At 41.1% G+C, this 21131-nt stretch carries 22 protein-coding genes; 17 read left to right on the top strand and 5 right to left on the bottom strand.

Going from position 1 to position 21131, the window contains the following annotated elements:
- The first annotated feature begins 232 nt into the window (after positions 1-232).
- From ACDF53_RS02940 to ACDF53_RS02860, 17 genes are all read left to right on the top strand, one after another.
- Complete coding sequence (locus ACDF53_RS02940) at positions 233-2236, top strand: S-layer homology domain-containing protein (RefSeq protein WP_370815435.1); 2004 nt, start codon at positions 233-235, stop codon at positions 2234-2236.
- 340 nt (positions 2237-2576) lie between these two features.
- A complete protein-coding gene (locus tag ACDF53_RS02935; RefSeq protein WP_370815434.1) occupies positions 2577-3062 on the top strand; it encodes a GNAT family N-acetyltransferase in 486 nt (161 codons plus the stop codon).
- A gap of 114 nt (positions 3063-3176) precedes the next feature.
- Positions 3177-3728, top strand: coding sequence for a helix-turn-helix domain-containing protein (locus tag ACDF53_RS02930; protein ID WP_370815433.1), 552 nt, complete (start codon positions 3177-3179; stop codon positions 3726-3728).
- Between the two features lie 23 nt (positions 3729-3751).
- A complete protein-coding gene (locus tag ACDF53_RS02925) occupies positions 3752-4555 on the top strand; it encodes an IS3 family transposase (RefSeq protein WP_370815432.1) in 804 nt (267 codons plus the stop codon).
- Between the two features lie 152 nt (positions 4556-4707).
- Entirely contained in the window at positions 4708-5190 is a 483-nt protein-coding gene (locus ACDF53_RS02920) for a GNAT family N-acetyltransferase (RefSeq protein WP_370815431.1), read from the top strand.
- A 153-nt stretch (positions 5191-5343) separates the two neighbouring features.
- Positions 5344-6093, top strand: coding sequence for a DUF969 domain-containing protein (locus ACDF53_RS02915; RefSeq protein ID WP_039969492.1), 750 nt, complete (start codon positions 5344-5346; stop codon positions 6091-6093).
- A 1-nt stretch (position 6094) separates the two neighbouring features.
- Positions 6095-7024, top strand: coding sequence for a DUF979 domain-containing protein (locus ACDF53_RS02910; RefSeq protein ID WP_370815430.1), 930 nt, complete (start codon positions 6095-6097; stop codon positions 7022-7024).
- A gap of 148 nt (positions 7025-7172) precedes the next feature.
- A complete protein-coding gene (pcp, locus tag ACDF53_RS02905) occupies positions 7173-7826 on the top strand; it encodes a pyroglutamyl-peptidase I (RefSeq protein WP_370815429.1) in 654 nt (217 codons plus the stop codon).
- 121 nt (positions 7827-7947) lie between these two features.
- Positions 7948-9276, top strand: coding sequence for an S-layer homology domain-containing protein (locus ACDF53_RS02900; RefSeq protein WP_370815428.1), 1329 nt, complete (start codon positions 7948-7950; stop codon positions 9274-9276).
- A gap of 230 nt (positions 9277-9506) precedes the next feature.
- A complete protein-coding gene (locus ACDF53_RS02895) occupies positions 9507-10622 on the top strand; it encodes a glutathione S-transferase C-terminal domain-containing protein (RefSeq protein WP_370815427.1) in 1116 nt (371 codons plus the stop codon).
- Positions 10623-10655: 33 nt separating this feature from the next.
- Positions 10656-12062 carry an MmgE/PrpD family protein gene (locus ACDF53_RS02890; protein WP_370815426.1) on the top strand — a complete coding sequence of 469 codons (1407 nt, stop codon included), beginning with the start codon at positions 10656-10658 and terminating at the stop codon, positions 12060-12062.
- Positions 12055-12894, top strand: a complete 840-nt coding sequence (locus ACDF53_RS02885; RefSeq protein ID WP_370815425.1) for a transporter substrate-binding domain-containing protein — start codon at positions 12055-12057, stop codon at positions 12892-12894. Before ACDF53_RS02890 ends, ACDF53_RS02885 begins: the two co-directional genes overlap by 8 nt.
- 55 nt (positions 12895-12949) lie before the next feature.
- Positions 12950-13666, top strand: coding sequence for an amino acid ABC transporter permease (locus ACDF53_RS02880; RefSeq protein ID WP_370815424.1), 717 nt, complete (start codon positions 12950-12952; stop codon positions 13664-13666).
- 6 nt (positions 13667-13672) lie between these two features.
- Entirely contained in the window at positions 13673-14389 is a 717-nt protein-coding gene (locus tag ACDF53_RS02875) for an amino acid ABC transporter permease (RefSeq protein ID WP_008603263.1), read from the top strand.
- Positions 14386-15159: an amino acid ABC transporter ATP-binding protein gene (locus ACDF53_RS02870; protein ID WP_370815423.1), complete on the top strand. Its 774-nt coding sequence runs from the start codon at positions 14386-14388 to the stop codon at positions 15157-15159. The genes ACDF53_RS02875 and ACDF53_RS02870 overlap by 4 nt, the downstream gene beginning before the upstream one ends.
- 12 nt (positions 15160-15171) lie before the next feature.
- Positions 15172-15654, top strand: coding sequence for a GNAT family N-acetyltransferase (locus ACDF53_RS02865; protein ID WP_227283407.1), 483 nt, complete (start codon positions 15172-15174; stop codon positions 15652-15654).
- Between the two features lie 63 nt (positions 15655-15717).
- On the top strand, positions 15718-16116 hold the full coding sequence (locus ACDF53_RS02860; protein WP_370815422.1) for a hypothetical protein: 399 nt from the start codon (positions 15718-15720) through the stop codon (positions 16114-16116).
- A gap of 56 nt (positions 16117-16172) precedes the next feature.
- On the opposite strand, the gene rbsB is transcribed toward ACDF53_RS02860, so the two are convergent.
- The 5 genes from rbsB to rbsK all read right to left on the bottom strand — a co-directional run bounded on the left by rbsB (position 16173) and on the right by rbsK (position 20895).
- The gene (rbsB, locus tag ACDF53_RS02855) at positions 16173-17075 is read right to left on the bottom strand and encodes a ribose ABC transporter substrate-binding protein RbsB (RefSeq protein WP_005387469.1); all 903 of its coding nucleotides are present in this window, start codon (positions 17073-17075) and stop codon (positions 16173-16175) included.
- Positions 17076-17084: 9 nt separating this feature from the next.
- Positions 17085-18020 carry an ABC transporter permease gene (locus tag ACDF53_RS02850; RefSeq protein WP_370815421.1) on the bottom strand — a complete coding sequence of 312 codons (936 nt, stop codon included), beginning with the start codon at positions 18018-18020 and terminating at the stop codon, positions 17085-17087.
- Positions 18020-19501, bottom strand: a complete 1482-nt coding sequence (locus ACDF53_RS02845; protein WP_370815420.1) for a sugar ABC transporter ATP-binding protein — start codon at positions 19499-19501, stop codon at positions 18020-18022. Before ACDF53_RS02845 ends, ACDF53_RS02850 begins: the two co-directional genes overlap by 1 nt.
- Before the next feature lie 65 nt (positions 19502-19566).
- Positions 19567-19980: a D-ribose pyranase gene (rbsD, locus tag ACDF53_RS02840; protein WP_119207039.1), complete on the bottom strand. Its 414-nt coding sequence runs from the start codon at positions 19978-19980 to the stop codon at positions 19567-19569.
- A 27-nt stretch (positions 19981-20007) separates the two neighbouring features.
- A complete protein-coding gene (rbsK, locus tag ACDF53_RS02835; RefSeq protein ID WP_370815419.1) occupies positions 20008-20895 on the bottom strand; it encodes a ribokinase in 888 nt (295 codons plus the stop codon).
- Positions 20896-21131 lie beyond the last annotated feature (236 nt).

Below are 21131 nucleotides of genomic sequence, written 5' to 3'. Positions count from 1 at the left end.
TTATGAAGAGTTATTAATGAACTTTATATGGGAAAAAGGCTTGTTTATATCGTAAAACTTTGATATTCTAGGCTAGTAAACAATATAAATTTTTCTTAAATTGAATTGAATATATTTCTTATGTGAGAAGTGAGAAGTATATTTTTTCAGCCCGTGGAGAGAGGCGGAACTTAGAGAGATTGAAAAATTGTATTGTGTTTGGTTAAGAATTTTAATTAAGTGAGGGTGTAAGATGAGAGAAAACAAACATTCCAAAAAATTAGCGTTTGCTGTATTGGCTGCTGCTGCAGCTGTAGGTGCTACGGTTACTCCTGTAAGTGCCGCTAATCCTGTAACTGAAGCTAATGGTTTCATTACTGCTGCTGTAGGTGATCAAGTAAATCAAACACCGGCTGCACACAATGCTGTAAGCTATGGTTTTGTTGCAAATAACTCAGCTACAAGCATCGCTGTAGGTCAAGATAATAAAATTACAAGTGCTAATGGTTCTAGCAGTGCATATGGTAACCAAAACACAGTTAATGGTGATCAAGCTAACGCATTTGGCGATGGCAATACTGTAGAAGGTGCTTATGCACAAGCATTTGGTGATAGCAATGTTATTAATGGTACACATGCTATCGGCTATGGTTACAAAAACACTGTAAAAGAATCTGATGCTAATTTCCGTGACCGTGATTATGATAATGAATCTGATGACCGTACTAAAAAACTTGGAGATTGGAGAAGTAACTCCGTTGCTATTGGCTCTGAAAATACAGCAGCTGGTAGTTCTGCACTAGCAGTAGGTCATGAATCTAAAGCTTTGATGAACGAAGCTATTGCTGTTGGTCATAGTGCTAATGCTGAACGTACTTGGTCTACTGCAATTGGTACACGCGCTAATGCATCTGAAGTTCGTTCTCAAGCTATTGGTTATGAAGCAAAAGCCGCTGGATACAAGGCTAACGCTATTGGTTCTGGTGCTCAAGCCACTGGTGCACATACTAATGCAATCGGTTCTTCCGCTATTGCTTCTGGTGATCATGCTCAAGCTTATGGTGCTGGTGCACAAGCTCAAGGTGAACGTGCAAATGCTTTCGGTTCTGATGCACATGCTACAGCTAACTATGCTATGGCAATTGGCGATCATTCTGTGGCGACTGATGCAAACTCAGTTGCTATTGGATATCAATCTCAATCTGCTCCGGCAACATCCGTAAGCAGTGCTTCTGTTGCGACAACTAGCATTACAAGTGGTGCTCCAATTGCAACTCATACATATGGTAACTTTGCTGGTGTAGGGTCTGCAGCTAAAGGCTCTGTATCTGTAGGTCAAGTTGGTCAAGAACGTCAAATTAAAAATGTAGCCGCAGGTGAAATCTCTGCTACATCTACAGATGCTGTTAACGGTAGCCAATTGTTCTCCGTGGCAAAAGACTTACAAAATCAAATAGATAATTCCACACCAGGTGCAATTAATAACAATATCACTAATTTGAACAACCGTGTTGGTGATGTTGAAAAACGCGTTAATAAAGTAGGTGCAGGTTCTGCTGCATTGGCTGCATTGCATCCATTGGACTTCAACCCAGATGACAAATGGACAATCGCTGCTGGTTATGGTCACTACCACAATGCTAACTCCGCTGCATTAGGTGCTTTCTACCGTCCTAACGAAGACACAATGTTCTCCGTTGGTGGTACAGTAGGTACTGGCGAAACTCAATTGAACGCTGGCGTATCCATCCGTCTTGGTAAACGTTCTCCTGAGTCCCGCTCTCGTGTAGCTATGGGCCGTGAAATTGCTGAATTGAATGCACGTCTTCAAGATATGGAAAACAAATATAACAACTTGTTACAAATCTTGACTCCACATGCAATCGACCCTAGCAAAACTGCTGAATTCCCAGATGTTCCTCGTAATCATTGGGCTTACCAATACATTAGCCAATTGGCTGGTAATGGTATCCTTGTTGGCTACCCTGATGGCACATTCAAAGGCGACGTTAAGATGACTCGTTACGAATTCGCTACTATGTTGTACCGTGCACTTCAAAATGGTGCTCCTATCGATGACAACATGAAACGTGCTATGGATGAATTTGGTCCTGAATTACAAAATATTCGTCTTAACCACTTCCGTGTTGACCGTATTTCTGGTGCTGACAACGATCGTCATAAAACAGAACGTGTTCGCGTTAACAATGAACCTCATAACCAACGCGACGTATACGGTTCCCGTATCAATCAATAATATATTGATAACTTCCCCTCGAGCTTGTGAAAGCTCAGAAACAGGATGTATCTCGGTGATACATCCTGTTTTTTTGTGCTTATGTAGAATTGATATATTAATCCTGAAATATAAATAGTAAAATTAATATTTATACATCTTATGTATATTGGATAACTTTCATAATAGAAATATGCTAGTATTACAATATATCATTCTGTATTTTCTTAATAGATATAAAAACTTCATATAATATTTATGTAAAAAGATTGCAAGTAAATACATATAGGTGTATAATAACGTTCATAAGTAATAAATATACATAGTTAGTGAATAAAAATATAGATATGAGGGAAAGACCATGAAAGAATTTAGACAATTAACACTAGCAGATACAGCGGAATACCATAAGGTATTAATTGACGGGTATGCAGCTATTAAGGACTATCCAATTACATTCGATGCCATTGACTTTACAGAGGAAGAATCTAAGGATTGGATCGAAACCTATCCTGTATATGGATTGTATATAGATGGACATCTTGTTAGCTCCATTACATTCTGTATGCCATGGGTGAAATATTCTACACCAGATAAATTTCCACATATTGCTCACTTTGTAACAGCACCTGAGTTTAAAGGAAAAGGCTATGCTCGGGAAATTCTTGGCTATGCGGAAGAATTATTGATCAAGAAATTTAAAACGCCAGCTGTTACATTGGGGACTGCCAAAGAACATCCTTGGTTGCCTAAGATGTATGAATCCTTCGGATTTAAAGCATATGACCAAGTGCATTTTAGAGGAAAACAACATACAACCGTATTGTTTAAAAAAGATTTGATTTAATTGCGTTAAAAACGTGGAAATGACAACTTTCATAGTGAAAAATAGTAACAAAAAGGACTGCTCTTGAACTGCACCCCAAAAATTGGACACAATTTTTGGAGGTGCAGTTTTTTTATGTCAAAATATTCAAAAGAAGTAAAAGAAAAGGCTATCTATCTTTCTGAAAAAGGATGGGGTCGCTTTAGAATTGCTAAAGAGCTTGAAGTTCAAGAAAGTACTGTAAGAAATTGGCTATACAAGTTTAAACTTAGTCATAATTTGACCCATAAAATTGGTAAACAAGTATTTTCAGCAGATTTTAAACGTAAAGTTCTTGAAACTAGGTGGAAGAATAAGTTATCCTTTAATGAAACAGCAGAATTATTTAATTTAGATAATCCTAGTCTAATTTCTATATGGCAAAAGCGGTATTTAGACGAAGGAATTTTGGGGTTGTACCCCAAGCCTAAAGGTATACCATCTATGAAACCGAAAGAACTAATATCTCCCACAAAAGAGCAAAGTATTAAATCAGACAAAGAACGGATTAAAAAACTAGAAGCTGAAATTGCTCGGTTGAAATATGAAATGTCTTTTTACGATGACTTTATGAAAGAAATGCGTGAAATTGCTAAACCTAATAGAGCTGTAAAAAAAAAGCACAAACAATTGCCATCGAAAGATTAAGGAAAATATATCCCCTTCAGTTTATGCTTGAGTACTTTAGTATTAGTCGTAGTACATATTATGCACGTTTAGCTAGCATAAAAAAGGGAGACAAATATGCAGAGGAACGAGAAGCTATTCGCACACTTGTGGCGATGAATAAAGGTCGTTATGGGTATCGCCGAATTACAATAGCATTACATAAATTAGGTATTCATATAAACCATAAAGTTGTAATGCGTATTATGAAGGAAGAAAACTTAACATGTAAAGTTCGACTAAAGAAATACCGTTCATATAGAGGTACTGAAGGAAAAATTGTTCCTAATATTATTAACCGAAACTTTACTGCAACAAAGCCAGATCAAAAATGGACCACAGATATTACTGAATTCCACTTGTTTAGGCGTAAGGTTTACTTGTCACCAATCTTAGATATGTATAATGGTGAAATTGTATCTTATGAAATATCAGAACGACCTGTATTAACACAGGTATTATCTATGCTGGATAAAGCCTTTAGGAATAGACCAAATAGCAAAGGCTGCATCCTACATTCAGATCAAGGTTGGCAGTACCAGCATAGTACTTATCAAAAAACATTAAAAAATCACGCTATCATCCAAAGTATGTCTCGAAAAGGTAACTGTTTGGATAATAGCGTGATGGAAAACTTCTTTGGTTTGTTGAAGTCAGAGTTGTTATATTTAGAAAAGTTTGCTTCCTACGAAGATTTTATCAACAAATTAAAGGATTATATTAATTATTACAATACCAAACGCATTAAGCTCAAATTAAAAGGAATGAGTCCGGTAGAATACCGAACTCATTCCCATAAAGTAGCTTAATTATATCTGTCCAAGAAAATGGGTGCAGATCATCTAGGCAGTCCTTTTATGGTATAATTATGTATAAATATTATATTGGCGAAAATCGATATATAAGAAGTGTTGTAGAACGGATGTAGGTATATCAGTATAGTGAAAGAGAAAGGAAGACTATGAAAGAATTTAGACAATTAACAGACGCAGATGTGAATGTATATCACGAGGTATTACTTGCTGGTTATGAAGAGACAAAGGATTATCCAATCTCTTTTGATGCTGCGGATTTTACGCTTGAAGAGTCTCGTGAATGGGTTGAAACGTATCCTGTATACGGTTTGTTCGTAGATGGCGAGCTTGTTAGCTCCATTACACTTAGAATGCCGTGGGTCCGTCATTCTACGCCGGATGTGTACCCGCATATTGCGCATTTTGTAACATCCCCAGCCCATAAGGGGAAAGGCTATGCCCGTGAAATGCTCGCATCTATTGAAGACTTATTGCGTACTGTGTATAAAACGCCATATGTTACATTAGGCACGGCTGCTGAACATCCATGGTTGCCTAAAATGTATGAAAGCTTTGGATTTAAAGAGTTTGATCGCGAGCGTTTTGCCGGAAAATTACATACTACCATCTTCTTTAAGAAGGCTCTATAATCTATACACCTCGTGAGGAAATTCCTTATGAGGTGTATTTTTTTGTACAAGATAATACAGAATTTTTACATTTGGATATATAATATATACATATATATTATATCTATGCGTTCAGCTTTGAATGGTAGATGGTTTTTGAAAGGATGTGAGACTATGTTAGTCTTATCTGGTATTTTAGTGATGGTCATCGGTTTGATGCTACGCTTTAATGCCTTGTTAGTTGTCGTAGCCGCAGGTTTTGTAACGGGCCTTGCAGGTGGTCTCAGTATCAACGATATCGTTGGTGCCATTGGAGAGGCTTTCGTTAAAAATCGTTATATGTCATTATTCATTTTGATTTTACCTGTTATTGGTCTTATGGAACGTCACGGCTTGCGTGAACGGGCAGAAATTTTGATCGGTAAGATCAATGCTGCTACTGCTGGTCGTATCTTTATGATTTACTTATTTGTACGCCAAGTAACAGTAGCCTTTGGTATTAACATGTCCGGTATGGTTGCTATGGTTCGTCCATTGATTGCGCCTATGAGTGAAGCTGCGGTAGCGCAAGGTCGTCCAGTATCTCAACGTACCCTTGATAAGGTGCGTGGTATAGCTGCTTCTGCAGATAATACAGGTAACTTCTTTGGTCAAAACTTGTTCCTTGCTGCTGGTGGCTTGTTGCTCATCAAAGGCGTTATGGAACAATTAGGCTATTCTGTGGAGTTAACAGATATGGTATTGTACGGATTGCCAACTGCTGTTTGTGCATATATCGTTAACTTCATTCGCTTTATTATCTTCGACAAAACAATTCAAGCCTATGTAGCTCGTGACGAAGCGGATATGAAAGCTGGTAAATTAGTACCTAATGAATTTAATATCCTTGTTACACCAGAAGAATTAGCGAAAGGGGGCAAATAATATGTTAGAAATACTCTATAAAATGCAGCCCTTAGATTATGTATATCTTCTTGTAGGGATTATTCTATTTATCTTTGCCATTCAATCATTTTTAGATAAAGAACATAAATATCGCATCGGTACAGGATTATTCTGGCTCTTGTACAGCGTGTCCTTTATTTTTGGTTCTTATCTTTCTAAGGAAATTAATGGTTGGCTCGTAATTGCTATGGCAGTTATCGTGTTGGTAAAACAACTTGGCAAGGGCAATTACTTTGAATCTGCTCTCGAATTTAAAAAAGGCGAAGCACTTCGTATTGGCAATGTTATTTTCGTACCAGCTTTGCTTGTTGGTATCATTACCTTCGTAATCGGCTTCTTTACTAAATTAGGCGCTCTTGTAGGTCTTGGCATTGCTGCAATTATTGCAATGTGTGCTGCTCTTTACATCACTAAGGGTTCACTTAACCAAGGTTTCCATGAAGGCCGTCGTCTTATTGATGCTATCGGTTGGACTGCTATTTTGTCCCAATTATTAGCGGCCCTAGGCTATCTATTTAATTTGGCTGGCGTTGGTAAAATTATCTCCAGTGCCGTAGCAAGCGTAGTGCCTGCAGATAATGTATTTCTCGTAGTTGTAGCATACTGCATCGGTATGGTTATCTTCACCATGATCATGGGTAACGCTTTTGCAGCCTTTGCGATGATTACAAGTGCTATCGGTATTCCAATGCTCGTTGTAGCTCATGGTGCTAACCCAGCTGCTGTTGGTGCTATTGCAATGCTTGCTGGTTATTGTGGTACATTGATGACACCTATGGCGGCAAACTTTAACATCGTACCAGTAGCGCTCCTTGAAATGCGCGACCAATACGGCGTTATTAAAGCCCAACTTCCAATTGCATTAATTATGCTCGTATTAAACATCCTATTAATGTATTACTTTATTTAACCTTTATCTTTGAAAGAACGATATTCTTATGATATTGGATGCTATATACAATCTACTATCTACTATGATGTAGTTTTGTGTATGATTGTTTTTATGAAAACATGTGCTTATTGATATAAATCATAGAATATCGTTATGAGGTAGTGTGATGAAAACAATTTTGATTACCGGTTTTGATCCATTCGGCGGTGAACCTATTAATCCTGCTTGGGAAGCGGTAAAAACAATGGATGGTTATACTGATGGTGATTATAAGGTAGTGACTCAAATGGTTCCTACTGTACGTTATACATCTGTTGATACTGTGAAAGCAGTGGCTGAAGAGTGCCAACCAGATTCCATTCTATGTGTTGGTCAAGCAGGTGGTCGTCCTGATATTACAGTAGAACGCGTTGCTATTAACTGTGATGATTTCCGTATTCCAGATAATGGGGGCAACCAACCGGAAGATGAACCTGTTGTAGCCGATGGTCCTAGTGCATACTTTGCGACATTACCAATTAAAAACATCGTTAATGCATTGCACCAAAACGGTATTCCAGCTAAGGTTTCTAATACAGCAGGTACCTTCGTATGCAATCACTTGATGTATGGTGTATGTCATTATGCAGCGCAAAAGGGCAATATCAAGGCGGGATTCATGCATATTCCGTACTTGCCATCCCAAGTAGTGGATAAACCAAATCAACCAAGCATGGCTGTTGAAACTGTACGTGCCACATTGGAAACTATTGTTCACGTATTAGCTCATGGTGAAAGCTACAAGGCACAAGATATTAACTATACAACACCTCACGAATAAAAATCTTACAATTGTTAGTGGTTAATAAACATAATAGATTTTATTTTAGACATCAAATGTGTTTTGTATAAAATAATGTATAAGATATTGTGTGATATCTATATGAGAGAAGGTCTTTTTAATGAATAAAAAGTTGGTAGCAAGTTTAGTTTCCTGTATGGTATTGGGTTCTGTAAGTGTGTATGCAGCCAATCCATTTTCCGATGTAGATGCTTCTAGTTGGGCGTATCAATCTGTTGAGCAATTAGCAAATGCAGGTATTATTAACGGGTACCCAGATGGAACCTTCAAAGGTAACAATCCTATTACGCGATACGAAATGGCTCAAATGGTAGCTAAAGCGATGGCTAACCAAGATAAAGCCAATGCGGAACAACAAGCGATGATTAATCGTTTGGCCGATGAATTTGGAAATGAACTCAACACATTAGGTGTACGAGTAGCCAAATTAGAAAATCAAGTAGGGAATGTAAAGGTGACTGGTAACTACCGTTTGCGTTACCGTGGTAGCGAATTGAAAAATGATACCTATGCGTATGGTAAACATTCCTCCTTTGATTATCGTGCCCGTGTAATCTTCAATGCTAAAGTTAATGATAAAACCGATGCTGTTGTACGTATTCAAGGTTCTAGCGAATTCGGCAATAGCAATGCTACACAAGGTAAAATTAATCTTGCCTATGTAGATCATCATTTCGGTAAAGACACAACATTGCGCGTAGGTCGTCAATTATATACACCAGGTCTAGGTCTTATGTATGATGATCTCGTTGATGGTGCTCGTCTTATGTACAAACATGGCAAGCTTGATGTATCCGCTAGTTATGGTTACTGGTTGGGCGGCGCTCCTACTTACCAAACCAGAGAAAATACAGTTACGGCAGCTATGGTTGAAGTTAAAGGTAAACTTAATAAACATGTTACCCTTGGTGGTATGTATGGTCGTTTCCACGATGGTAAATTGTACCAAGGCCAAGATGTGGATGCACTTACTGGTAAACAAGTTAAATCCTTTATTGATTCTCCATACAAAAATATTTGGGGACTCAATGCTAATATGAACTTTAAACGTTGGAATGTATTCGGCGAATGGCTTACAGCACCAGGTGTTTCTGACTCTCATGCTTGGATGGCTAGCCTTGGCTATGGTAACTATGACATTAAGAAAGCTCATACTTATAGCGTTCGCGGTCAATACTACTATGAAGAAGCAAATTCTCCAATCTTCAGTAGTGCCTTTGCTCCTGCCTATAGCTTCTACAATCAACACTATGTAGATAATAAAGGTGTCGGCCATGTACGTAATGGCTTTAAAGGCTTCGTAGCTAATGTAAACTACGTACCATTCCAAAACGTATCTATCGGCGCTTACTATGGCTTCGGTAATAAAGATATGGATGGTAATAAATTAGGTGATTACTGGCGTACAGATGTAAACTTCATGTTCTAATTACATAATCTAAATAAAGCTCGAGTTATATCTAGAAAAGATTTAGCTCGGGCTTTTTATTTTCAATAATCATTATAAATTTTAAATACCTATTATTGACATAGGTATTTAAATAATGTAATATAGTCGCATAATCATATTAAATTAGTAGGAATAAGTGAGGGATATCACAGTAGCTTTCAAAATAAGAATTGTAAAGCGAATCGAGATGACCTCTATAGGAGTATAGAATGAGTGAACACGTAGATGTAAGCAACATCAAGGATCCTAGTATCGCGGCAGCTCGAAAAGAAGTTGAGTTCCAACGTGCTATGAATCCTTGTCCTATCGATTTTTCTGAGTTTCAGTCTAGTAATCCTCGTTCTCAAGGGGAGCAAAAGGAGTATGAAGGTAAAGATGCATCGAATTTTAACCGTCGTCAAAAATATTCTGATAGCGAAGAACCTCAATTCACAACACCTTTTGGGAGTGAACCAGGGCTTCTACCTGTAGAAAAAGACCGTTACCGTCTTGTATGGTCTAAACATTGTCCTTGGGCTCACCGCATTGCCATCGCTATCGATTTGCTTGGCTTAGATACAGTAATCTCTAAAGGCACAGTTGATCCATTGCGTCCAGCAGGGGTTATTGCAGACTGGTTCTTTACCCTTGATAAAGATGAAAAGGATCCGGTACTAGGCATTCACTCCTTAGGTGAAGCATATCGCAAAGGTGATCCGAACTACGACGCACGTTCCACAGTGCCAGCCATTGTAGATGTTACAACTGGTGCGGTAGTAAACAATGACTACCATGCGTTGACCACTGAATTAGCATTGGGCTTTAAAGATTTCATCTCTCCTGATGCACCAGATATTTATCCAGAGGAATTACGTGCCGATATCGATGCGTTGAATGTTATTATTTACGCTGATTTTAACTTAGCGGTAAACTTGGCAGCTCTTGTAACAAATCAAAAAGATTACGAGTACTACTACGATCGTATTTTTGCTCGTTTGGACTGGCTTGAAGAACGCCTTAGCAAGCAACGTTACTTGATGGGCGATACGATTACAGATCCAGATATCCGTATCTTCCCAACATTGGCTCGCTTTGACCTCGTATTCTACCAAAAATACTTAGTTAACAAAAAACGTCTCGTAGACTATCCAAACCTTTGGAACTACGCGAAGGATTTGTACTCCAATCCAGCATTCGGTGGTACAACAGACTTCGACTCTATGCGTAAACGTTTCTACTACGTAGACCATACGCCATTTGAAGATCTACCACGCCTTGTTCCAAAAGGTCCAGACGACTCTGTTTGGTTAGAACCAAACGACCGTGCTGAAAAATTTGGTAAATAATAGATTTAATTTTAAATAACTGAAAGGGAACCCATGGATTTAGTCACAAAGACGATTGTGAACTACATAGAACAAACGGATGTGACGAACCGTGAGGACCTCCTGTCAGTGGCTCGTATTGCCTTTTTAGATTATCTGGCATCCTTAGCTCCGGCTGAGACGGAACAGACCGTTCAAGACTTGGCTCGGTTCATCGGGACTAATGGAGAAAATGTATCTAAAGCCGATAAAGCCTTATATTATGGCTTTGCTTCGCATTATCTAGATTTTGATGATGCGCAGGCGAATTTGGCGGGTCACTTCAGTACTGTTTTATACTCTGCTTTATTGGCAGTGCTCGAGCCCACAGATACGTGGCATGATTTTCTTCGTGCCTATATCATCGGGGCCGAGCTTGAGGGGCTTATTGGTTCTCTCATCAATCCTGCCCATCGGACCCAAGGATGGCATTCTACGGGGACTGTTGGTGTGATTGGGGCAGCGGCCGCTATAGGCGCTTTGCGAGGCCTTCATGGTGAAAGCTTGGCTCAGCTCCTGTCTCTGGCTGCTACTCAATCGGCGGGCATGTTCTTTCAAAGTGGTACAGATGGTAAGCCGCTCCATGCGGGACTAGCAGCACGCAATGGCGTATGGGCTTACGAACTGTTACAACATACATCACTTCAAACAAGTACAAAACCATTTGACCCTGAACGGGGTTGGTTTAAGACCATCGGTAATATTACTGTTACATCAAATGACATCGCTAGCCGTTGGTTAGCACCAGGACAACTCATTGAGCCTGGTTTATGGATGAAAGTCCACCCGTATTGCTCGGCAGCCATTTGTGGCGCTGAAGCAGCAGAAATCGTGGCACATAGTATATATACTACATCTTCTTCGTATGTGTCTAAGCACTACAACGTTTCACCAGATGCAGAGGAGCAAGGTAAACGTAGACTATGTGCCACCCTCGTTTCTTCCCTTTGGGATGATATAGATAGAGTTACTGTTCATTTCCCACCTGGCGCTGATGCGGCATTGCGCTATACATCGCCAACAACAGGTCGAGAAGGGCAGTTTTCCATAGAATACGTCGTGTACCAAGTCCTCGCGTATGGGGCGGTACAGGATGAACTATTTAAGATAGATACCATAGACCAATCAGTACGAGACTATATGTCGCGTATAGAGCGTGTTTATGATGTGCCGAAGGTATCCCAAACTGAGCGGATTACGAAAGTAACCGTTACTTTGAAGAATGGTGATACTTTCACAGAAACGGTGAATAATCCAAAAGGATCGCCGAATAATCCTCTTACCTTGGAGGATATACGCATTAAATTAGGCCTTACATTAAAGGCTGATCAAATAGATAGAATGATTGAGGCTTTCACCCATACCAATGAGGTGGAGCCATTCCTGCAGACATTGCGAAAAGAAGGAGTTTTACATGTTTAATACAAAGAAATTAACGAAATTATTCGCCATCGGCGCATTGGCCCTAGGCGTGCTTATTGTTGCTGGTTGCGGCGACGATACGTCTAAGGACGCAAAGGTAAACCCTGATGCGAAAGTGATTAACGTAGCGACACGCGGTACGGTTCGCCCGTATTCCTACACAGATGATAACGGCAACCTTACTGGTTTTGACGTAGAATTGTTGAAAGAAATTGAGCGTCGTAATCCAGACCTTCACTTCAACTTCAAACCGATGGCCGTTGATGCTGCCTTCGTAGCAATGGATGCAGGCCAAGTGGATATGATCGCTAATCAAATGCGCCGTAATCCAACTCGTGAAGCAAAATACTACTACACAAACGAACCTAATAACTTCTCTACACGTAAATTAGTAGTTAAAAATGACCGCAACGACATTTCTAAACTAGATGATTTGAAAGGCAAAAAAATCGCCGTTACTACATCTTCTGAGTTCAACGAATTAGTAAAACAATTCAACGAAACAGCAAATCCACCAATCGACATTATCTACACAGATAAAGCGGGTGCTGAAACATTGAACCTCGTTGCTACAGGCCGTGCCGATGCAGCCGGTGAGTACGAATACGTTATTAATTCTGCTATTAAAGACCGTGGCTTGCCACTCAAAGCGGTAGGTGATGTATTGGCAGTAGTACCAACTTATTTCTTGTCTAAACGTACAGATGACATGAAACAAGTGAACGAAAAAATCGATAAAACGATGAAAGAAATGCGTGCTGACGGTACGTTGAAAAAACTTTCTGAACAATATCTTGGTGGGGATTACACATTCGATCCAACACAAAAATAACGAATAGGCCGCCTTGGCGGCCTTATTCTATTATGTCTAGAAGCGAGGTGCTATTGTGGGCAAGTATTTTGATGTGTCCTACATGATCCAAGCGTTTCCACAGCTCTTGAATTATGTGCACGTAACGGTGCTTATCACCGTTATTTCTGCCATCTTAGGTGTTATTTTAGGCTCTGTTATAGCCATCATTCGCCTCAAGAAGGTTCCAGTATTAAACCAATTATTTATCGTATTTATCTCCTTTATGCGCGGCACGCCGTTCTTGGTGCAGCTCTTCCTCATTTACTTTGGGGTACCAGAAATCATGTCCCACATGGGGCTTAACATGAAAAATGTGCCAGGCCTCGTATTCGTGTACGCCGTATTTACATTACATATTGCAGCGTATAGTGCTGAAATCATGCGTTCCAGTATTGATGCGGTGGCTCCTGGTGAGAAGGAAGCTGCTAAAAGTCTTGGTATGACGGAGTTCCAAAGCTATGTGCGCATCATCTTGCCGCAGGCTTTCACCATGAGCATTCCACCGTTGACGAACCTCGTTATCGGCATGTTGAAAGGGACAGCGCTCATCTTTAACGTCGGCGTTGTCGATATGATGCGTAAGGCGGACCTCATGGGCGGCAATAGTCAGCGCTATCTTGAGCTATTCGTCGATGCAGCCATCATTTATGGCATTCTCATTATCATCGTGTCCCTCTTGGGCCGATTGCTTGAAAAACGTTTTACCGTTGCGGGCAAGGAAACGCAACGCATTTTGATCAGTGAGGAGTAGGGGCTAATGGGACATATTATTGATTCAACCTATATTTATGGCACCTTCTTTGCTGTCATTCCTTATGTGAAAGTAACCCTCATGATTACCTTCCTCAGCGTTGGTTTAGGTACAATCCTAGGGCTATTAAGTTGCGTGCTACAACAAAATAAAGTACCTGTGCTCAGTCAGCTCAGCTACTTGTATGTATTATTGTGCCGTAGTATTCCGAACATGGTTCTCTTATACCTCGTGTACTATGGCTTGCCAATTTTATTCCTCGCACTAGAGGATCAAACTGGGGTACATGTGCCATTTGAAAAGGTGCCAGCTACCTTCGTAGCCGTTGTAGGCTTAACCTTGCATACAGGGGCGTATTTGAGTGAAATCTTCCGGGCTGCGTTGCAATCGGTACCGAAAGGTCAAATGGAAGCGGCTCAAGCTATTGGTATGACGTGGTTCCAAGCGTTTCGTCGTATCGTATTGCCACAAGCGACAGTCTTTGCATTGCCACTATTTACTAACCAATTCCTTAACACCATGAAGAGTACGAGCATCGTATTCGTTATTACTGTTATTGAATTGTTCGGTGCTGCAAAGTTATATACAGAGGAAAATTCGCAGTATTTTGAGGCCTACATCGTAGTGGCCGGTCTATTCTGGGTGATGGGGATTGTCTTTGAATTTATCTTCCATCGTTTAGAAGTCTATGCAAGCAAGTATAAACGAGGTAATGCATTATGATAGATATTAAACAAGTTCACAAATCCTTCGGGAACCGTGAAATTTTAAAGGGCATCGACCTACATGTGCCAACAGGGTCTGTAACGGTTATCCTTGGCCCATCTGGCAGCGGTAAGACGACGTTTCTTAGAACGCTCAACTTCCTTGAAAAGGCCGACGCAGGGACGATGCAATTGAATGATATTTCTGTAGACTTACATAAAGCGTCTAACAAGGAAATCTTAAACGTACGCCGCAATACATCTATGGTGTTCCAGTCTTATAACTTATTCTCTAATAAGACTGTTATTGAAAACATCATGGAAGGCCTTGTAACAGTTAAGAAAATGAAAAAATCTGAGGCTTGCCAGATTGCGCAACGCTTCCTCAAGGAAGTAGGCATGGAAGGTTATGACGATTACTATCCTGTACAATTATCTGGGGGCCAACAGCAACGTATCGGCATCGCTCGTGCCCTTGCGATGGATCCAGAGGTTATCCTCTTTGACGAACCTACATCAGCTCTTGACCCAGAGCTCGTAGGGGAAGTATTGGCTGTTATTCGCAAAATTGCTAAAGAGTTAGAGGTAACGATGATCATCGTAACCCATGAAATTGGCTTTGCTAAAGAAGTGGCTGACCAAGTCGTCTTCATGGAAGGCGGCGTCATCGTAGAACAAGGTGATCCTCAAGTGGTCCTTGAACATCCTAAAGAAGAACGAACACGTAAATTCTTGAGCCGTTACCTTACACTAGATAGTGAATTGCCTCTTGATAGCGCAGCTTTATAAACGAGGTACATAATGAAAGAATTTAGACAATTAACCGTAGATGATGCGGCTGAGTACCACGAGGTGTTGATTGCAGGATATGCAGAGAATAAGAACTATCCTATATCTTTCGATGCCATCAACTTTAGCCAAGAAGAGTCTCGTGCATGGATCTTAAAATATCCAGTATATGGCCTCTACGTAGATGGCTCTTTGGTATGCTCTATTTCATTCCGCATGCCTTGGATTCCCAAGGCTACACCAGATGTATATCCGCATATTGCGCACTTTGTGACGGCCCCTGAACATAAGGGAAAGGGCTATGCTCGTGAAGTCCTCGCCGAAGCAGAAGACCTACTGCGTAATGTATATAAAACACCAGCCGTAACGTTAGGCACTGCTGCAGAACACCCGTGGCTTGCCAAAATGTATGAAGGCTTTGGGTTTAAAGAATATAAGCGAGTACAACTACCAGGAAAGGTACATACAACTATATTCTTTAAGAAAACATTGTAATATTTCGCCCCGATATAATGGTATAATAAACAAAATATTGCTGTTTCTGGAGTGTGATGTACTATGTATGAAATCGTAAATGAACCAAATTTAACAATTGCTTTTGATATGGATGTAGAGCTATCTGAATTTGGTGTATTTGGCGTATATATTAAACGAGGCTATAATATCTGTTCTGGCTATATTGATCCTAGTGATTGGTCCGGAATTCGCAAAGGCTATCAAGAATTAGTTGATTTGTATGAGAACTGTAGAGGCAAAGCAACCTTTACATATGTATTAACTGGAGAAGGGGATACCCTAACATTCTCGTTAGATCAAAAGGGTGCTCTAACGATGGAGATTAACATCTGTACCACTTATAATTACAAATGTCATATGACTATTGAAAGTTTAGATCAAACGTATTTACCAAAGTTTATTGAGTTCTTTAAAGTGTTTTTAGAGAAAGAGCCGAAATAAAAAGAGTCGCGTCTTTAAGATGCGACTCTTTTTCTGTACCCAGTTTCTATATACAATTATTTTGTAACAACTTTAAGATCTACAGGGATTTTAGCTTCTACAGCTTCGCCTTTGATAACTTTTTGAGCTGTATCAATAGCGATTTTACCCATTTGGTCTGGTTGTTGAGCAATTGTTGCAGCCAATGTGCCGTCTTTAACAGCTTTGTCTGCATCAGCAGTACCGTCAAAGCCTACGATGAAGATTGTTTTGCCTGCGGATTTAGCTGCTTGGATAGCGCCCAATGCCATTTCGTCGTTATGAGCGAAGATAGCTTGTACATCAGGGTTAGCTTGCAAGATATTTGTTGCTACGTTCAACCCTTTTGTGCGGTCGAAGTCAGCACTTTGTTTTGCTACTACTGTTAAGTCTTTGTCAGCTACGTTGTGGAAACCTTGGCCACGTTCACGTGTAGCGGAAGCACCAGGGATACCTTCGATTTCTGCAACTTTTGCAGCTTTGCCTACTTTGTCAACGATAAGTTGTGCAGCCATTTCGCCGCCTTTTACGTTATCGGAAGCGATGTGAGCAACTACTTTGCCTTTGTCAGCAGAACGGTCAACAGTGATTACAGGAATGTTTTTAGCATTTGCTGCTTCTACGGAAGTAGAGATAGCTGCAGAGTCTACAGGGTTGATGATCAATACAGAAACGCCGCTTTCAAGCAAGTCAGAAATATCGTTTGCTTGTTTTGCAGGGTCGTTTTGAGCATCAACGATTTTAACTTTAAGACCAAGCGCTTTAGCTTGAGCCTCAACGCCTTCCTTCATAGTTACGAAGAATGGGTTGTTCAATGTGGAAACAGAGAAGCCGATAGTGCCGGATTTTTTGTCGCCGCCGTTATCAGCACTTTTACCACAGCCTGCTACAAGACCGATAACCATAACGGCCATCGCCAACAGTAACAATAGTTTTTTCATAGGAACCTCCTAGGCTTTCTTACGGTCTGCAAGAACAGCCAGTAAAATAACAATACCTTTTACAACTTGTTGATAGAAACTGGAAACGTCGAGAATATTTAACCCATTGTTGAGGGTACCGATAATTAGGGCACCAATTAATGTGCCAACGATATGACCACGACCACCAGCAAGGCTTGTACCGCCAAGAACTACCGCCGCGATAGCGTCAAGTTCGTAGCCTGTACCTGCTGTAGGTTGTGCAGAGTTAAGACGAGAAGTGATGATTGCACCAGCGATACCACAGAGCATACCAGTCAAGGCATACACGAAGATTTTAACGCGGTCAATCTTGATACCAGCAATGTAACTTACCTTTTCACTACCACCTACGGCATATGTTTTACGGCCTAAGGATGTGCGGCTCAATACAAACCAGAGGATGATGAAAGCGAGGAACATTGTAATGGCTGGAACTGGAAGGCCTGCAATATCCCCTTGGCCAAAGCCGTGGAATAGAGGGTCTTGTGTAAGACCGGAGATTGGGTTACCGTCTGTGAATACTAGCGTCGCACCACGGTAGATGGTCATGGTCGCCAAGGTAGCGATAAATGGAGCTACGCGGCCATAGGTAATAACGAGACCGTTAATACCGCCCAATACAAGGCCTGCACCGGCTGCTAATACGATAGCCAATACAGGGTCAGTACCAGTTACGATGAGGTTGGCCATCACTGCACTAGAGAGGGCGAGGATGGAACCAACGGATAAGTCGATACCACCTGTTAAGATGACGAAGGTCATACCAAAGGCGATGATCGCATTGATGGATACTTGACGCAATAAGTTACGCAAGTTAGAGAATTCAAGGAAACTGTCGTTCATGACAGAGATAATTACAAATAATAGGATGAGGCCGATGAGGGGGCCTAATTTTTTTACATATTGTAGCGCTTTGCTGTCCATTATTGTCCTCCTGTGGCTAATGTCATAATCGATTCTGGTGTTGCATCGCAGCGGTCCAAGATACCTGCTACGCGACCTTCATGAATGACCATAACGCGGTCGCTCATGCCTAGCACTTCAGGTAACTCAGAGGACACCATGATAATGGACACACCATCGTTCGTTAATTCGTTCATTAAATCATAAATATCACGTTTTGCGCCGATATCGATACCTCGCGTCGGTTCGTCCATGATGATAATGGATGGCTTTTTACCAACCCATTTAGCGATAACTACCTTTTGTTGGTTACCACCAGATAGGGAGGACGCCGGTTCGTGAATAGATTGTGTTTTAACGCCTAGTTTTTTAGACAATTCGTCAGCAAAGGAATTGAGCTTGCCACTATCAAGTACATGAGATGGACAAATTTCGCTAAGGTTCGGCAATGTAATATTGGAACCGATGGAAAAATCGAGGATCAAGCCTTCGCTCTTTCTATTTTCTGTGATGAAAGCAATGCCAGCTTTGATGGCATCTTCTGGTTTTTTACAGTTCAGAACGGAGCCGTTAACTGTTACGGTACCGCCATTGTGTTTATCTACACCAAAGATAGCGCGCATGATTTCTGTACGGCCAGCGCCCATAAGACCTGCTACGCCGAGGATTTCGCCTTTGCGCAAGGAGAAGGAGATTTCGTTGTCGAAACCTTCTGGTTTAAGGTTATCGACGCTCATCACAACTTCGCCTGGTGTAGTAGTACGAGCAGGGTAGAACTCGTCAATAGAACGACCTACCATGTGGCGTACCACTTCGTCTACAGAAATCTCAGCTGTTGGTTTTGTAATGATGGTGTGACCATCACGCATAACCGTGATGGTATCGCATTCACTAAATACCTCTTCCATACGGTGAGAGATATATACGATAGCCACGCCGCGGGCTTTCATTTTGCGCATCATTTTGAACAATGTCGCCGTTTCACGCTCTGTGAGGGCTGCTGTCGGTTCGTCCATGATGACAACCTTGGCATCTAACATCAAGATACGAAGGATTTCTGTCATCTGTTGGTGACCGACGGAGCAAAGGCCTGCTTCCGTTGTGAGTGGCAACTCGATGCCTAGTTCTCGGCATGTATTTTCCGCCTCAGCGAGCATCGCTTTTTTATCGAGCATACCGAATTTATTGCGCTTGGGTCTCATTAAATATAGATTTTCTAACAATGTTAGATTTGGCCAAATGTTGAGCTCTTGGTGGATGAACGCCACGCCGTTTAGCTCGGCCTCTCTCGGGTTCGGGAAGGTGCGCTCTACGCCGTTAATGGTGATGGTACCAGCGTCCGCCTTGTGAATACCGGTGAGGATATTCATGAGCGTGGACTTGCCGGCCCCATTTTCGCCCATCAAGGCGTGAACCTCGCCCTCCTTGAGGGTAATACTTACATCGCGCAGAACTTGGTTTGTACCAAATGCCTTCGCAATGCCTGACATAACAATTTCCATAACTACTCCTATATGACTGGTGAAAGTATCGTTTACTTATGCGTTACGTTTCATATGCGCTTGTCTTACGGACGGTCGCTAAAGATGCAATCGGCACGTAAGATAATATTTGCATATGGAGATGCTTCACCAGTTCGAATGATGCATTTGCATTGTTTTGTGGCTTCTTTGAAAGCTTCATGGCTTGTTTCAATCCATTCGTATTGATCGGATGGGAAGGTAGACTCCAAGAAGTCGTAAGCCTTAGGATTATTTTCTTTAATTTCTCCTGCCACATGAACTGCTTCGGATTTCATATGCTTAGCGATGATGGATACTACTTGCTCGAAGCTTGGTACGCCAAAATCTAAGGCTAAGTCAATTTTTTGAACCCCTTCAGGTACTGGTAATCCACAGTCTGAGATACAAATTGTATCTGTGTGACCAAGATCTGCAAGCACCTTAGCGATATGACTATTTAAAATGCCGTGTCGTTGCATGGTAAACTCCTTTTTCTATTCAATAGGTTAATTTTCCGCTAAGAATGCAGCGACCTCGTCCTTTGTAGGCATGCCGCCTTGGGCACCTAATCGTTGGATGGAGAGGGCTGCGGCCGCGTTACCGTAGTGCAATGCATCGGCTAAGCTTTTACCATTAACGATAGCTGTTGCAAAGGCACCGTTGAAGGTATCGCCTGCGCCAGTAGTATCTACCGGTTCAACCTTGAAGCCAGATACAGTGTGGATTTCACCGTTGTCGGCGTAGCCTACACCCTTGCTACCAAGGGTAACGATGATTTTGTTTTCGTTCGCTAGTAATGTTTCCTCTGTAGATTGGTTAGGGTAGAGGGCAGATAGCTCGTGCTCATTTGGCGTAATATAGGTTGCCAATTCTAACCACTCAGGATTGAGGTCAGCCGCTGGAGCTGGATTTAAGAGGACTTTCACATTAGCCTCGTGGCAACGACGAACGATGTATTCGATTGTGGGAATAGGAATTTCGTTTTGCACCATTACGAGATCCGCTTGCTCGATAGCAGACCAAGTGTTATCTACTACGCTTTTGTTGACCTTGGCATTAGCGCCTGCAATCACGATGATGCTATTATCGCCTTCAGCCAATGTGATGTGGGCTGTACCTGTTGTAGTATTCGGCACAGTAACGATGTAGTCTGTATTGATATGATTTTCCTTTAGGTTATCCATAATCATTTGGCCGTATGCATCTTCGCCGATGCAACCAACCATAGTAACCTCTGCACCGAGACGGGCGGCAGCTACCGCCTGGTTTGCACCTTTACCGCCATGTGCGATATGCAATTCGTTGCCCATGATTGTTTCGCCTGCCGCCGGACGTTTATCGGCGAGCACTACAATATCCATGTTGCAACTACCAATAACAACAATGCGATTCATAATAACTCCTTAATAAGCCTTAGCCCAAAGTGGGACTAAAAATGGATATCATTAATTTTTATACATAGAGTAACAGACGTTTTATACAGCAAAATGTATATATAAATGTAATCGATAACCGTAGAGACGGCTACTTTCACATATCTATTAGTATAACTTAATCATTTATTAGTATAGCGTAAATAAGCAACTTTATCTATATAAATAACTATAAAATATGGGCATAAGAAAAGGTA

Source organism: Veillonella sp. (assembly GCF_041333735.1).
Taxonomy (GTDB): domain Bacteria; phylum Bacillota; class Negativicutes; order Veillonellales; family Veillonellaceae; genus Veillonella.
The sequence above is the reverse complement of the archived record's forward strand: the minus strand, read 5'-3'. Positions and strand labels throughout refer to the sequence as shown.

Excerpts from the sequence above, each read along its gene's own strand:
- ACDF53_RS02940 (WP_370815435.1), top strand. The coding sequence starts at position 233 with ATGAGAGAAAACAAACATTCCAAAAAATTAGCGTTTGCTGTATTGGCT.
- ACDF53_RS02935 (WP_370815434.1), top strand. The coding sequence starts at position 2,577 with ATGAAAGAATTTAGACAATTAACACTAGCAGATACAGCGGAATACCAT.
- ACDF53_RS02930 (WP_370815433.1), top strand. The coding sequence starts at position 3,177 with ATGTCAAAATATTCAAAAGAAGTAAAAGAAAAGGCTATCTATCTTTCT.
- ACDF53_RS02925 (WP_370815432.1), top strand. The coding sequence starts at position 3,752 with ATGCTTGAGTACTTTAGTATTAGTCGTAGTACATATTATGCACGTTTA.
- ACDF53_RS02920 (WP_370815431.1), top strand. The coding sequence starts at position 4,708 with ATGAAAGAATTTAGACAATTAACAGACGCAGATGTGAATGTATATCAC.
- ACDF53_RS02915 (WP_039969492.1), top strand. The coding sequence starts at position 5,344 with ATGTTAGTCTTATCTGGTATTTTAGTGATGGTCATCGGTTTGATGCTA.
- ACDF53_RS02910 (WP_370815430.1), top strand. The coding sequence starts at position 6,095 with ATGTTAGAAATACTCTATAAAATGCAGCCCTTAGATTATGTATATCTT.
- pcp (WP_370815429.1), top strand. The coding sequence starts at position 7,173 with ATGAAAACAATTTTGATTACCGGTTTTGATCCATTCGGCGGTGAACCT.
- ACDF53_RS02900 (WP_370815428.1), top strand. The coding sequence starts at position 7,948 with ATGAATAAAAAGTTGGTAGCAAGTTTAGTTTCCTGTATGGTATTGGGT.
- ACDF53_RS02895 (WP_370815427.1), top strand. The coding sequence starts at position 9,507 with ATGAGTGAACACGTAGATGTAAGCAACATCAAGGATCCTAGTATCGCG.
- ACDF53_RS02890 (WP_370815426.1), top strand. The coding sequence starts at position 10,656 with ATGGATTTAGTCACAAAGACGATTGTGAACTACATAGAACAAACGGAT.
- ACDF53_RS02885 (WP_370815425.1), top strand. The coding sequence starts at position 12,055 with ATGTTTAATACAAAGAAATTAACGAAATTATTCGCCATCGGCGCATTG.
- ACDF53_RS02875 (WP_008603263.1), top strand. The coding sequence starts at position 13,673 with ATGGGACATATTATTGATTCAACCTATATTTATGGCACCTTCTTTGCT.
- ACDF53_RS02870 (WP_370815423.1), top strand. The coding sequence starts at position 14,386 with ATGATAGATATTAAACAAGTTCACAAATCCTTCGGGAACCGTGAAATT.
- ACDF53_RS02865 (WP_227283407.1), top strand. The coding sequence starts at position 15,172 with ATGAAAGAATTTAGACAATTAACCGTAGATGATGCGGCTGAGTACCAC.
- ACDF53_RS02860 (WP_370815422.1), top strand. The coding sequence starts at position 15,718 with ATGTATGAAATCGTAAATGAACCAAATTTAACAATTGCTTTTGATATG.
- rbsB (WP_005387469.1), bottom strand. The coding sequence starts at position 17,075 with ATGAAAAAACTATTGTTACTGTTGGCGATGGCCGTTATGGTTATCGGT.
- ACDF53_RS02850 (WP_370815421.1), bottom strand. The coding sequence starts at position 18,020 with ATGGACAGCAAAGCGCTACAATATGTAAAAAAATTAGGCCCCCTCATC.
- ACDF53_RS02845 (WP_370815420.1), bottom strand. The coding sequence starts at position 19,501 with ATGGAAATTGTTATGTCAGGCATTGCGAAGGCATTTGGTACAAACCAA.
- rbsD (WP_119207039.1), bottom strand. The coding sequence starts at position 19,980 with ATGCAACGACACGGCATTTTAAATAGTCATATCGCTAAGGTGCTTGCA.
- rbsK (WP_370815419.1), bottom strand. The coding sequence starts at position 20,895 with ATGAATCGCATTGTTGTTATTGGTAGTTGCAACATGGATATTGTAGTG.